The 12,687-nt window shown below is 43.2% G+C and carries 12 protein-coding genes and 1 riboswitch; of the genes, 4 read left to right on the top strand and 8 right to left on the bottom strand.

Features of this window, described 5'->3' with window-relative positions; all coding sequences use genetic code 11:
* Positions 1 to 64 precede the first annotated feature (64 nt).
* Positions 65 to 1,276 (top strand): sensor histidine kinase, encoded by a 1,212-nt coding sequence (locus FPZ43_RS05430; RefSeq protein ID WP_146380844.1) that lies wholly within the window; start codon positions 65 to 67, stop codon positions 1,274 to 1,276.
* 5 nt (positions 1,277 to 1,281) lie between these two features.
* Positions 1,282 to 1,980 (top strand): LytR/AlgR family response regulator transcription factor, encoded by a 699-nt coding sequence (locus tag FPZ43_RS05425; RefSeq protein ID WP_146380843.1) that lies wholly within the window; start codon positions 1,282 to 1,284, stop codon positions 1,978 to 1,980.
* Here FPZ43_RS05425 and FPZ43_RS05420 read toward each other — a convergent pair whose 3' ends face one another.
* The 6 genes from FPZ43_RS05420 to FPZ43_RS05395 all read right to left on the bottom strand — a co-directional run bounded on the left by FPZ43_RS05420 (position 1,981) and on the right by FPZ43_RS05395 (position 7,886).
* Positions 1,981 to 3,576, bottom strand: coding sequence for an FAD-dependent monooxygenase (locus tag FPZ43_RS05420; protein WP_146380842.1), 1,596 nt, complete (start codon positions 3,574 to 3,576; stop codon positions 1,981 to 1,983).
* 4 nt (positions 3,577 to 3,580) lie between these two features.
* Positions 3,581 to 4,291 (bottom strand): SAM-dependent methyltransferase, encoded by a 711-nt coding sequence (locus FPZ43_RS05415; protein WP_146380841.1) that lies wholly within the window; start codon positions 4,289 to 4,291, stop codon positions 3,581 to 3,583.
* Positions 4,292 to 4,344: 53 nt separating this feature from the next.
* Positions 4,345 to 5,601: a pyridoxal phosphate-dependent aminotransferase gene (locus FPZ43_RS05410; protein ID WP_146380840.1), complete on the bottom strand. Its 1,257-nt coding sequence runs from the start codon at positions 5,599 to 5,601 to the stop codon at positions 4,345 to 4,347.
* 204 nt (positions 5,602 to 5,805) lie between these two features.
* A complete protein-coding gene (locus FPZ43_RS05405) occupies positions 5,806 to 6,540 on the bottom strand; it encodes an acyl-CoA desaturase (RefSeq protein ID WP_146380839.1) in 735 nt (244 codons plus the stop codon).
* A gap of 155 nt (positions 6,541 to 6,695) precedes the next feature.
* Entirely contained in the window at positions 6,696 to 7,154 is a 459-nt protein-coding gene (locus FPZ43_RS05400; protein WP_146380838.1) for a ferritin-like domain-containing protein, read from the bottom strand.
* 186 nt (positions 7,155 to 7,340) lie between these two features.
* Entirely contained in the window at positions 7,341 to 7,886 is a 546-nt protein-coding gene (locus FPZ43_RS05395; protein ID WP_146380837.1) for a YciE/YciF ferroxidase family protein, read from the bottom strand.
* A gap of 252 nt (positions 7,887 to 8,138) precedes the next feature.
* Between FPZ43_RS05395 and FPZ43_RS05390 the strand changes: the two genes are divergently transcribed.
* The gene (locus tag FPZ43_RS05390) at positions 8,139 to 9,431 is read left to right on the top strand and encodes an HAD-IB family phosphatase (RefSeq protein ID WP_146380836.1); all 1,293 of its coding nucleotides are present in this window, start codon (positions 8,139 to 8,141) and stop codon (positions 9,429 to 9,431) included.
* Between the two features lie 145 nt (positions 9,432 to 9,576).
* Here the strand turns inward: FPZ43_RS05390 and FPZ43_RS05385 are convergent, their stop codons facing one another.
* Both FPZ43_RS05385 and FPZ43_RS05380 read right to left on the bottom strand, forming a co-directional pair.
* A complete protein-coding gene (locus FPZ43_RS05385) occupies positions 9,577 to 10,047 on the bottom strand; it encodes a universal stress protein (RefSeq protein WP_146380835.1) in 471 nt (156 codons plus the stop codon).
* A gap of 75 nt (positions 10,048 to 10,122) precedes the next feature.
* Positions 10,123 to 11,313, bottom strand: a complete 1,191-nt coding sequence (locus FPZ43_RS05380) for a voltage-gated chloride channel family protein (protein WP_315897959.1) — start codon at positions 11,311 to 11,313, stop codon at positions 10,123 to 10,125.
* A 152-nt stretch (positions 11,314 to 11,465) separates the two neighbouring features.
* A riboswitch (Fluoride riboswitch) is annotated at positions 11,466 to 11,537 on the bottom strand.
* Between the two features lie 158 nt (positions 11,538 to 11,695).
* Here FPZ43_RS05380 and FPZ43_RS05375 point away from each other — a divergent pair.
* Positions 11,696 to 12,649 carry a tryptophan 2,3-dioxygenase family protein gene (locus FPZ43_RS05375; protein ID WP_146380833.1) on the top strand — a complete coding sequence of 318 codons (954 nt, stop codon included), beginning with the start codon at positions 11,696 to 11,698 and terminating at the stop codon, positions 12,647 to 12,649.
* Positions 12,650 to 12,687: the final 38 nt, after the last annotated feature.

Genomic DNA, 12,687 nt, shown 5'->3' with positions numbered 1-12,687 from the left:
ATACAAACCACCTCATTACCGATACACTGGCTAACGAATTAAGTAGTAATAGCTTACTTTGAATATGTTACGCTTAAAAACCTTTTCGGTAATAATCCATATAGCTGGCTGGCTGCTGTTTATGGCGCTGCCCTTGTTGTTTTTAAATAGCAGGGATGGCTCAACCAGTATATTTGTTTTGCTTACATCACCTTTCTATTGGCTCTTTTCTATTACCTATATTACTCTTTTCTACTTAAACGCCTTAGTACTTATACCGCGTTTTTTTCTTACGCGCCAGTACCTAAATTATGCCTTGGTGCTTGTTATATTGTTTGCCCTGGTATTTAACGTGAAACCTTATGATAAACTTTTGCGTAGCCGTATGGAAGTATTTAAGGTTGGTATGCAAGGTTCAAATATGCCGCCCGATATGGGTCCTATGACGCCTGGTCAACGCGACGGTGGTACAATGCCTCCGCCTCCGCCACCTTCAATCAATAACAAAGTGCAGCAATCATCGCCGGGTAATACGCCGCCAAATAATATACCCTGGCCTAACGGAATGCCGCCTGGCCCGGGGATGATGCCGCCAAACGGAAGGAAGCACCTCGACATTAACAGCTTGTTTATATTCCTGATGATTATGGCGCTAAGCACTGCAACCAAAACCGTACAACAGTGGCAGGTTACTGAGCAGCGCGTTTTAAGCGCGGAAGCTGATAAGGCCAGCGCCGAATTATCTTTTTTAAAAGCGCAGATAAACCCGCATTTTTTGTTTAATACGCTCAACAACATTTATACGCTGGCTGTAACAAACAATACCAATACTGCCGAAAGCATCATGAAGCTATCAAACATTATGCGTTATGTTACCGATGATGTAAGTGCCAACTTTGTAAGCTTACAGGCCGAAATAGATTGTATTGAGAATTATATTGATTTACAGCGCTTGCGCCTCGGCGATAAAACTACAGTGACTTACACTGTTAACGGCGATACTGGTAATAAAAAAATTGCGCCTTTACTATTTATGACATTTGTAGAAAATGTTTTTAAATATGGCGTAAGCAAGCAACATGACGGCGATATAGATATAAATATTTTGGTAGAAGATACCCATGTGTTATTTACCTGCGTTAACCCTGTTTTTGACCGCAAGGAAAATATTGAACGCACAGGCATCGGCATTGCTAATACCAGAAAGCGCCTGGAGCATTTATACCCCGGAGAACATGTACTTTATATTGATAATGACGGAAAGCAATTTAGCGTTCTGTTAAAACTGCCATGCTAAATAATATGCAATTAAAATGTGTAGCTATTGATGACGAGCCTTTGGCCCTTGAGCTGATTAAAAATTACGTATTGAAATTTCCGGCGTTGCAAATGGTACAAACGTTTGAGGATGCCGTGTCTGGTGCTGAGTATATTGGAAGACATACCGTCGATTTGCTTTTTTTGGATATCAATATGCCTGATATCACCGGAATAGACCTTGCGCGTGGACTGGAAAACCCGCCGATGATTATTTTTACTACAGCATACAAAAATTTTGCTTTTGAGGGATTTGAGCTTGAGGCAATTGATTATTTACTTAAACCCATAGATGTAAAACGTTTTGGTAAGGCAATTGAAAAAGCCCTTGACTATCATAAATATAAAAATGCAATCGCTGGCAATCAGGATGACGAAAGCCTGTATGTATACTCCGAGTACCGCATGGTTAAGATAAACCTGCGGGATATCGAGTATATCGAAAGTATGGAAGATTATATTAAGATACATCTTCAGTTCTCAAAAACTATACTCACCCTTATGCCGCTGAAAAGAGTATTGGAAAAGTTGCCTGCCGATAAATTTCAGCGTATTCACCGCAGTTACATCGTGCCGGTAGGCAAAATCATTTCTATGCAAAACCGGCGGGTAAAGCTTTCCACTATAGAGCTGCCAATTAGCGATTCCTATATTGATTTCGCCCGCAGATGGATGGGCAAGTGATTAATTAAAGCCTACTATGGTTTTAAGGTATTTGTCCATCTGGCCAATATCAACCAGGTCATTTGCAAAGCCAATATGCATGTCCGGGCGAACTATTAAAGCCCTGCGACCGCCGGGCATAGGCCCTAATACATCAAACACATGTTTGTTTTTGGCCGATTGAGGCAGGTGGAAAAAGTTAAGGCTACCCTGGTAGTTTTGCGTTATCCACTTGGCTATGGTAAATAGAAACTCTTCCCTGATATCACCAAGCGTTATCAACGTAAAGCCTGGTTTGCTGCACCATGCGTGTATGTCTGTTTTAATTTGCTTTTTCTCGTCAAATATTTCGAGGTAGGGGAGTCGGTCGCCGGCTTTAACTCTGGTATCGTGCCCTAGTTGCAGGCTTATTTTGCTGTCACGGTAGCTGATAATGAGCTGCGATGTACGCTTAAAAAACTGGTTGCGTATCTTCTCCTTTTTCCAGGCATACTTCAACACCCTGGGCATAATTGTTCCTTTTACAAAATTGCCGAGCCAACTGCCAGATGTGATGAGATTGAAGATCCTGTCGGTTGTGTTGAGGAGTTGTTTGGCTACCGGCATGCGTTCCTGCGCGTATGTTTGCAATATAGCTGGCTTGATTTCGCCTTTTATAACAGCTGCCAATTTCCAGGCAAGGTTATAGGCATCCTGCAAACCGGTATTCATTCCTTGCCCCCCAACCGGCGAATGGATGTGCGCCGCATCCCCTATAAGGTAGCACCTGCCTTCGTTAAACTTATCGGCCATGCGATGGTGTAACTTGTATGTTGTGAACCAATTTACATGGCTGATCGATACATCGCGCGCTGTAATATTTTGCAAATGTGGTAGCACTTCATTTAGTTCAATCTCCTCTTTCGTCTCAAATCCTGGCGGCAGGCTCGCCACAATCCTGAAGCTCCTTTCTTCGGGCAGCGGGAAAAATCCGGCAAAGCCGTTCCGGGCTAAAAAAAGTGAAATGGTTTGCCCGTCCATATTGCTGGCAAGCGTTACATCGGCAAGGTAAAAGCGGTGCGGGTAAGTATCGCCGTTAAAGGCCACTCCTGCCTGTTTACGGACAAGGCTGTGGGCACCATCGGCACCAATAACATAATCACAAGTTATAGTATAGTTATTCCCGGCGTGTTGTAAAACAGCGGTGGCTAACTTACTGTCTTGACTTAAAGACAAAAGCGACGTTTCCCAATAAACGGGCAGGCAACCTTGGGTAAGATAATCAAGCAGCAGGCGTTCGTTCTTGCTTTGTTGATACAGCGTGATGTAAGGGAACGGCGTTTGGTTGTTGCCCATTTCCATCAGGTTGAAATGTGCAAGCTCGCTACCATCCATATTAAAAGATAATGCACCGGCTTGTTTGCTGTTCTCAACAACGGAAGACGCAATGCCCATTTGCCTGTATATTTCAATTGAGCGGGCCTGTACTGCAAGCGCTTTGGATTGATCTGTGGGCCCCTTTTTAGCATCGATGACAACGGGTAGTATGCCATTGCGCAACAACTGCGCAGCCATCATTAAACCAGAAGGCCCGGCCCCCACAATTAATACACTGGTATGTTGCGGCAGGGTAAGCATATCATCAGGCGTGGAATAGCAGGAAAATTGCCGGCCGCTTGCGCAGATCAGGCACTTGGTTTTGCCACTCGGCTATTGTTTTTGTTTTGATAAATTCTGTAGATGCGGTTATATCGCAGGCTATGCAAAGACGGGTGTTGGGCTTGCAGGTTTTTAATACATCCTGCAGCATACTATCGTTACGGAAAGGCGTTTCAATAAAAAGTTGGGTTTGCTTGCCCTTCTCGGCCAGGTTTTCCAGTTGTTTAATTTTGTTTGCTCGTTCTGCCTTATCAATTGGTAAGTAACCATGAAAGGTAAAGCTTTGCCCGTTAAACCCGGAAGCCATTAATGCCAGCAATATCGAGCTTGGCCCTACCAATGGTACTACGTTTATACCTTTACGATGCGCTTCGGCAACAATATCTGCTCCCGGGTCGGCAATGCCGGGGCAGCCAGCCTCGCTCATCAGGCCAACATCGTTGCCGGCCAGCAGGCCCTTAAAAAATGCTTTTAATCCCTGGTCGCGGTTGTGCTTGCCGTAATCATGGATAATCAATTCGCTTTGCGGAGTTTTTAGGCCCGCTTCCTTCAGGAAACGGCGCGCTGTTTTTTCATTTTCTACAATATACTCTTTAATACTATTGATGGTATTAACCAGATACGGGGTAAAAGATTTTGCAGCAGCGTCGTCAGCAAGAGGTACCGGGATTAAAAAAAGGGTTCCATTGGGCATAATATTATAATGCAAAAAAGGGCGCTAAGTTTGCGCCCTTTGGTTTAATGTGCTTATTTCAGTTTGGCAAGTGCTTCGCCAATGCGCGGCATCATTTGCTCTACTTCGCTTAAAGTTACCGTACCTACCGATGCCCTGAACCAATTTACATCATGGCCGGTACCGAATGCCGAGAACGGTACAAAGGCCACACCGGCATGTTTGATCAGGTAAAAATTTACATCGGCGCTATTGTTTAAAACCTGTCCGTCTGGCGTAGTTTTGCCGGTGTAATCTATTTTAATGGTAAGATATATGGCACCCATTGGCTCAACTGAGTCAACGCTATAGCCTTCGGCTTTTAGTTTTTGAAAACCCTGGTGTAAGGTATTCAGGCTGGCTTGTACGTTGCCTTTCAGCTCGTCAAGGTAAGTATCTACAAATTCTTCATTTTTAAGGTAAGCAGCCATGGCAACCTGCTCTGCCTTTGGCGACCATGCACCCATGTGACCTACAATGGCCTTCATGTTGTCGATTATAAAAGACGGACCAAAGCCCCAGCCAACACGTACACCGGTAGCTGCAAAACATTTCGATCCACCATCAATAAATATGGTGTAATCTTTTAGTTCGGGCCTTAAAGTAACCGGGTCAAAATGCTGGTGCTGACCAAACGTTAACTGCGAATAAATCTGGTCATACATCAGGTATAACGGTTTTTCGTCGTCGCCGCGACTTTTGTTCTCGGCAATTACCAGGTCGCAAATTTCTTCCAGGTCCTTTTTGCTGAACATAGTTCCCGTTGGATTAAGCGGGGAGCATAATGCCAGTAAGGTTGCGCCTTTTAAGTGCGGGCGCAGTTCCTCTGCCGTTGGCATAAAATTATTCTCGGGCTTGGTTTCAACAAGTACCGCTTCTGCACTAAGCAAATCGCAATAATGGTTGTTGTTCCATGATGGAGTAGGGAAAATCACTTTATCTCCGGGATCAACAAGTGCCAGGTAAGCTGCATAAATTAGCGGCCTCGAGCCGCCCGAAATTAAGATATGATTGGGCGCATACTCCAGCCCCATGCGGTTTTTAAGAAAGGTTGATACACTTTCGCGCAGGGCTAACACACCGTCGGCAGGTGGATAGTTGGTTTGGTTGTGATTGTATGCGTCTATAATCCCTTCCTTTAATTCAGTGGGGATAGGATAAATATTCGAGTCGAAATCGCCTATGGTTAAATTGGCAATGTTCTGCCCCTGTTTTTTAAGTTCGTTTATTTCGCCGGCTATCTTGATGATTTCCGACCCGCTTAAATTTTCGGCTAATGCGGATACTTTCATACGTTGAATTTTAGGATGGCAAAGATAAGATTATATAATTATCCCGGCCGGACAAGATTGTCGTTGCTGTACTTTAAAACACATTTTACACTAGTCATGCCCATGCACATCGGCATCTCACGAAGTATATAAAAACAAAAAAGCGAAAAGCTTTACCAATTGGGCAATGCTTTTCGCTCTCTGCTAAATTCTGTCAGCCTAAAATCAGGCGTAGTTTTTTCTGAGGCGAATAATGCGTGCCCAGTGCATCAGTTTCATGACCGGGTAAACAGGATCGATCTCAAACCATTTTGCACCAAAGTTTGCATTGTTGGGGCGTTTATGGTGGTTATTCTGGAACAATTCGCCAAGCATCAAAAAGTCAAACGGTGTAGTGTTTTTTGATTTGTCGTTATTGTCAAAGTTTGAATAACCGTATTTGTGGCCGCACCAATTTACTATTGCACCGTGTATAGGGCCCATTATTATGTGTATAGGCAATAATAAAAACATCCACCAGGCAGTAGCAAAGTAAACGTAAAAGGCAATGTAAAACAAGCCGAACAAAATGCGTGATACGGCAGATGACCCTACAAAATCAAGAAAGCGCCACTCCGGGTAGTTGCCTTTAAAGCGCTCTTCGGGCTCTTTTAGGCGCTTAACGTGCAATTTATAGCTCATGGCAGTGTACCACATCATCTGGAAAACGTCCTTAAAAAAGTGCGGTGAATGCGGGTCTTTCTCTGTATCGCTATATGCATGATGCTCGCGGTGCATAATTGCGTATGCACGCGGGTTTAAAAATGATGAACCTTGAAAAACATAGGTCATGATGTAAAATGTACGCTCAAAAAATTTATTTGTAGTAAACATTTTGTGCGAGGCATACCGGTGTAAAAAGAACGTTTGAAAAAACAGCGATAGAAACCAGTGGGCCAAAAAGAAAATTAATATGATCACTCGGGTAAATTTATATTGTACTTATTTATAATGGTTACAAATATACGTATTTAAAGGTGGCCAGGGTTTTAATTCGGCACAACTAAGAAAGTATTTTATAAAAAAGAGCCACCCCGTAGCTACGGAGCGGCTCAAAATTTATTGGCAAAAATTAATTATGCCTGGCTATCTCTTAACGCTTTGATCCTGTCGTGACCAACGTTAATAGCACCTTGCTGTTTCGAGATCAACTGTGTTTGCTCTACAGATAGGCCATTGTCTTCTGATAGTGCATCACGGTATGCTTTTTTAATGGCATCCTCGCCGCGTTCGCATTCTTCAAGAATTGCTTTACGGTCATGGCCGCTGAATGTAGCTTTTACATTTAACCATGCACGGTGTAGCGAGCCTGTTACAGTGTTACCTGTGTCAACATCGCCGCCGGCCTGGCCTACGGCTGCGCTTAACTCCTGTACATTTTCGCGGCTATCGCTTGCAAATTGCTCAAATACAGCTTTTAAATCTGCATCGCCTTCGCCTAAGCCTTCTGCTGCGCGGTTAAAACCATCTATACGGTCGTTATTAATTTCAATAAGGTCATTTAATACTTCAATTGATTTTTCTGTAGTTTCCATGGTAGTTAACATTTTTAATTTAATGTATTAGCAGCATTGCAAATCGCTTGCCAATAATTAATCTGTAATTAATTAAATTATAAATTTAACATCATATATCATAATGCGTTGATAATGAAGTGTTTTAAATTAAAAAAAGAAATGCCGCGTTAGTTGCGCGGCATTTCTTTAATATATAATAAGCTATTATTCCTTTTCGCTTACGGCGTTTTGATTGATGCCGGCTTCAGCAATTTGTGTTAGCAGGCTGTCGCAATTTTTCTCTTCGTTAAGTGTAGCTTCCAGTAAATCTGCTGCATCGTTGTGGCCAAGGGTTAGGGCAAGTGTCCTTAAAGTGCCGTATGATGCTATTTCGTAGTGCTCAACCTTTTGCGCGGCCGATATGATACCTGCGTCGCGGGTTATGCTGCCTTTTTCTGTATCTGATACTATTTCATCGGCTTCTTTTAGCAAGCCTTCCATTGCAAGGCATTTTTTGGCTGCTGCTTTTTCGCCTATAGCTTCAAAAACGTCTTCCAGGCGGGTTATCTGGCCTTCAGTTTCTGTTATGTGTTGCTCTATAGCTTGTTTTAACTCGTCAGACGTTGCCGCTTTTGCTAGTTTTGGCAATGCTTTCGCTAAGTGCTTTTCGGCCCAGTAAATGTCTTTTAACTCGTCAATAAACAATTCGTTCAATGCCGACTCCTCGACAATCTCGGTTGTCTCAGGTGCTTTTTTAGTTTTTGTTGCCATGGTAAATGATCTGTTTTAATTTGTTTAGTACACATTAAACACTAACCATAGCTATAAGTTTTATCCTATTAAGAAATAATTTAATTGCTATTTTGCTTAAGCATGCAGTTTGCTTAAGCTAAGTTGTCGAAAGAACGATCAATGTTTGCCTCTGGTCCATTTATCCGAAATTTGCACAGCACAGTTTTTATAAAACCTGTATCTTGCCGCATCAAACATAGGTAGCGATTTAATGCTGCCAAACTGCTTACCATGGATCAGTATTTCATAATAGATTTCGATAGTACATTTACGCAGGTAGAAGCTTTAGATGAACTTGCCCGCATCTCATTAAAAAATCATCCGGATCGCGAAGGTATTTATAAACAAATTGAGGACTTGACCAACGCTTCAATGGAAGGCCGCCTCTCTTTTACCGAAAGCTTGCAGCGACGGGTAGAGCTTTTATGTGCGAACCGCGATCATCTTAAGCAGCTGATATCACACTTGAAAAAGAAGGTTTCTACCTCATTTTCGCGTAACACCATATTTTTTAAAAACCATCAGAACGAGGTATTAATCGTTTCGGGTGGCTTTAAGGAATTTATTACGCCGGTAGTAACGGAGTATCATATTAAAAAAGATAATATTTATGCCAATACCTTTGTATTTGACGAGGAAGGCAACATTATAGGTTACGATACCGAAAACCCGCTGTCGCAGGAGGGTGGTAAAGTAAAGTTGCTTAAGGAACTTAATCTTCAGGGAGAAATTTTCGGTATTGGCGATGGGTATTCTGATTTCCAGTTAAAGGAATCGGGAATGATCAAGAAATTCTTTGCCTTTACAGAAAACATAGAGCGCAAATCTGTTGCCGAAAAAGCCGATCATATAACCCCAAGCTTTGACGAATTTCTTTACATCAATAAACTGCCGCGCGCAATATCATATCCTAAAAACAGGATAAAGTGCCTTGTGGTAGGTAATGTTGACGATGAAGCCCTGGCCCAAATGAAAAAGGAAGGGTACAACATCAGGCACAAAGAGGTTATTGAAGAAGAATACCTGCAGGAAGCCGGCGTGTTATTTTGTGATGAGCACCACCAGCCTACACCCGAGCAGTTGGCGAACGCGGGCCGGTTAAAGGTTATTGGCTGTTTTGGGAAAGTACAAAACCGTAAACTAGCCGAGGCCGCTTGTGATAAAGGCATTATTATTTTTGATGATCCTAAGCAAAATCCGCGGAACGTTGACTTCATCCCACGCAGGGTAATTGGCTTCATGAATGAGGGTAAAACCCACATGAGTTGCAACTTCCCCGATTTGCAACCACCGCGTGTAAGTAACGCACACCGTTTAATTCACATCCACAAGAACGTGCCCGGGATACTGGCCAAAATAAATGAGGTATTTGCCCAGCACAACATTAATATCGTTGGCGAGTTTTTGGTTACCAACGCCCAGATAGGCTACGTAATAACCGATGTAAATACCGGTTACGATGCGCAGGTACTTAACCAGTTAAAGGCTATTGATAATACCATTAAGTTCAGGCTGTTGTATTAATAGCTGGCGTTAGTCGATAGATCATAGTTAATCGTTCATAGCCTTATTGGTAATCAAATGCTCAATTGTTAAGCAGTGTTTCGCTATGATCTATGAACCATTAACCATAGGCTATTTGATCTATGAACTATTAACTATAACCCATTTACTCTTCCACCATTGGCACAACGAGTACCGGAATGCGAGATTCGCGCACAACGGTTTCGGCAACGCTGCCCATCAGCAGCCTGTCAATTCCGCTGCGGTTATGAGTGCCGATGATGATAAGGTCGGCGCTGAAATCTTTGCTGCATTGTAAAATGCCATCGGCAGTTGCACCAAATTCATTAAAGTGCGTTACCTGCAATCCCTCGCCATATTTCTTAGCTGTACGTACAATCAGGCTTTCGCTTTGCTCATTTTGAATATCCATGATGGTTTCATCCGCAATAAGCGAGTTCTCCATCGGTACACCCATCAAAGTATCTGTGGTGGTGATAGGGGCAACGGTTGGTTCAACAATATGCACCAGCCCAACGTGGGCGTTAAACGTTTTGGCAATATCAAAGCCATAGCTTGCGGCATATTCGGCGTATTTACTGTCATCTATGCCTATAAGTATTTTGCTGATCTTCATGGGTGCAAAGGTTGGTTTACTTATAAACAAACATTACCGGCTATGTTTGCCTAAGCTTCGATTTTTAATTAGTTTTTAACGTTTTAGCTTTTTTATTAGGGCATTAATCTTAAAAATGGGCAACCTGTATTTTATCACCTGCTGCGATGAGTAAATGCCCTGCTCCCCGCTGAAAATGTAGGCAGTGAAGCAAGCCAGCGCAAAGTAAATGGTGTATTGCGGTCCAAAAAGTTCCATCCCCATTACGGTACAGGCCAACGGTGTTTTGGTGGCACCAGAAAATACTGCAATAAAGCCAAGTGCCGCAAACAGGCTCACCGGTGCGTTAAGCAAACCGGCCAGAGTATTGCCAAGCGTAGCGCCAATGTAAAACAGCGGGGTAACCTCGCCGCCTTTAAAGCCTGTGCCGAGTGTTATGGCCGTAAAAATCAATTTCCAAAGCCAGCTTATTGCATCGGCGCCGCCTTGTTTAAATGCCGAAACTATTGTAACAGCTCCCGGATATTCGGCATCAACGCCAAGGCTCAGGTAATCGGGCTTGCCCAAAACAAACGTAAGGGCTATAATAACTATACCGCCTGCTACAGGTATCAGCCAACCCTTAATAAGTTTAAGGCTGAAGGTTTTTACGCCGTGCACAGTTTTAGTAAAGGCATATGCAACTAGCCCGAAAGCAATAGCAGCAAGTATGGCTTTTGCAGGCAACCATAAATCATTTGGCAATTGCATATTAAAGACACCGGTAGCCGTATTTACAATGTCAATATGGTAATGGGTGTGCCTGATGTGCCAAAAATTTACAGTAGTGTCCGCTGCGTAGGCGGCAAGCAGGCATGGCAAAAAAGCTTTGTAAGATATCCGGCCGATAGCCAAAACTTCAACCGCAAAAATAGCCCCTGTAACAGGTGTGCCGAACACCGCACCAAACCCGGCTGCAACGCCGGCAGTCAGTAAGGTTTTTTTATCTGCCTCATTCAGCTTAAATAAGCCCGAGCAAAAGTTGGCCAAACTACCCCCTATTTGCACAGCGGTACCCTCACGCCCGGCTGATCCACCAAACAAATGCGTGATAACGGTGGTGATCAAGATAAGCGGCGCCATGCGCTTGGGCACCCCGGCACCTGGCTTGTGTATCTCATCAATAATGAGGTTATTTCCCCGCTCGGCGCTTTGGCCGTAAAGTTTATATAAAAAATGTATGCCAATACCGGCCAACGGCAGCAAATATAACAGCCACGGATGCGCGAAGCGATAATGGATAGCCATGTTGAGTAACCATAAAAATAATGCTATAAAAGTGCCGATGACTATGCTGGTTGGTAGAATATAAAATAGCCAACGAACTGCATATTTGATTGAAAAAACAAGCTTTAAAAAAATGGATTTAAGCATAACCTACCTGTAACAAAATAAATATCTTATTGGTAGGCGCCATCAGCTTTCTTAAAAAAAGCGGTTCGATTAGGCAGGACACCATTGCCTTTTGAGTTAAGTCAAAAGTAAAAATTAAAAAGTCAAAAATCAATTGCTGTTGTATTTCAATTAGAGAGACCTTTGTCCTGCCTTTTTGGGCTTCCCGACATTCTAACTTCCGGACTTTCTCATTTCCCTTTTGAATTTCTAATTTTGACTTAGAATTTTTTATTATATGAGTATATCGCCCGAGATAGAGAAGCGCTTAAATCTGTTGCAGGAAAAATACGATGCAATGGGCCAGGATATGACATCATACCTGGATGGCTTGCTGCATGCCGATTTTTTAACCTACTGGGACTACATACATCTGGATACGCTGTTAAGCTTGCAAAGCCCTAAAACGCCTTTTCCGGACGAGGAGATATTCATCATGTACCACCAAATCACCGAGCTTTACTTTAAGCTTTCGATACATGAGTGCAGGCAGATAACCGAACATGCTAACCTTACCCCCGACTTTTTTACGACACGTTTGGCTCGTATAAACATGTACTTTGAGGCCCTTACCAACTCGTTTGAAATTATGGTTGACGGGATGGAGAAGGAGCAGTTTCTGCAGTTCCGGATGTCGTTGTTACCAGCCAGTGGTTTCCAAAGCGGTCAGTACCGCATGATAGAGATTTACGCTACCGATTTTATGAACCTTGTTGCGCCAGGTCATCGCGAGGCACTTGCCGGGGCGAGCATCGAAGAGCAGTTCGAGCAGATCTACTGGAAGTATGGCGCTACCGAACTATCTACCGGTAAGAAGACTTTAACGTTAAATCAGTTCGAAAAAAAGTACGCCAAAGCATTTATCGAGCTTGCTAAAAGTGTTACACACACCAACTTTAACTACCTGTTTCAGCAATATAAGAATAAGGGGGAGGCAACCGCTGCTATGATAAGCCAGCTGCGCCAGTTGGATGTAAATGTAAACGTGAACTGGCCGTTATCTCACTATAAATCTGCCGTGCGTTATCTGCATCGCGAGCCCGAGGAGATACGGGCAACAGGTGGTACCAATTGGCAAAAATACCTGCCTCCGCGCTTTCAAAAACGAATATTCTTCCCGTCGGTATGGAGTGATGAAGAGCTTGAGAACTGGGGCAAGGCCTGGGTAGATAAGGTGCTAGGCGAACTGTAGCTGTTGTAATAGGTAACTATTAAATATTAAACCATCAG

It is taken from the genome of Mucilaginibacter pallidiroseus (genome assembly GCF_007846085.1).
Lineage (GTDB): Bacteria > Bacteroidota > Bacteroidia > Sphingobacteriales > Sphingobacteriaceae > Mucilaginibacter > Mucilaginibacter pallidiroseus.
Note: the sequence above shows the minus strand (reverse complement) of the source record. Positions and strands in the feature narration are given on the sequence as shown.

Coding starts and splice junctions, on each gene's coding strand:
- FPZ43_RS05430 (WP_146380844.1), top strand. CDS start 65: ATGTTACGCTTAAAAACCTTTTCGGTAATAATCCATATAGCTGGCTGG.
- FPZ43_RS05420 (WP_146380842.1), bottom strand. CDS start 3,576: ATGCTTACCCTGCCGCAACATACCAGTGTATTAATTGTGGGGGCCGGG.
- FPZ43_RS05395 (WP_146380837.1), bottom strand. CDS start 7,886: ATGGCAACAAAAACTAAAAAAGCACCTGAGACAACCGAGATTGTCGAG.
- FPZ43_RS05385 (WP_146380835.1), bottom strand. CDS start 10,047: ATGAAGATCAGCAAAATACTTATAGGCATAGATGACAGTAAATACGCC.
- FPZ43_RS05380 (WP_315897959.1), bottom strand. CDS start 11,313: ATGGCTATCCATTATCGCTTCGCGCATCCGTGGCTGTTATATTTGCTG.
- FPZ43_RS05375 (WP_146380833.1), top strand. CDS start 11,696: ATGAGTATATCGCCCGAGATAGAGAAGCGCTTAAATCTGTTGCAGGAA.
- FPZ43_RS05410 (WP_146380840.1), bottom strand. CDS start 5,601: ATGAAAGTATCCGCATTAGCCGAAAATTTAAGCGGGTCGGAAATCATC.
- FPZ43_RS05415 (WP_146380841.1), bottom strand. CDS start 4,291: ATGCCCAATGGAACCCTTTTTTTAATCCCGGTACCTCTTGCTGACGAC.
- FPZ43_RS05390 (WP_146380836.1), top strand. CDS start 8,139: ATGGATCAGTATTTCATAATAGATTTCGATAGTACATTTACGCAGGTA.
- FPZ43_RS05400 (WP_146380838.1), bottom strand. CDS start 7,154: ATGGAAACTACAGAAAAATCAATTGAAGTATTAAATGACCTTATTGAA.
- FPZ43_RS05425 (WP_146380843.1), top strand. CDS start 1,282: ATGCAATTAAAATGTGTAGCTATTGATGACGAGCCTTTGGCCCTTGAG.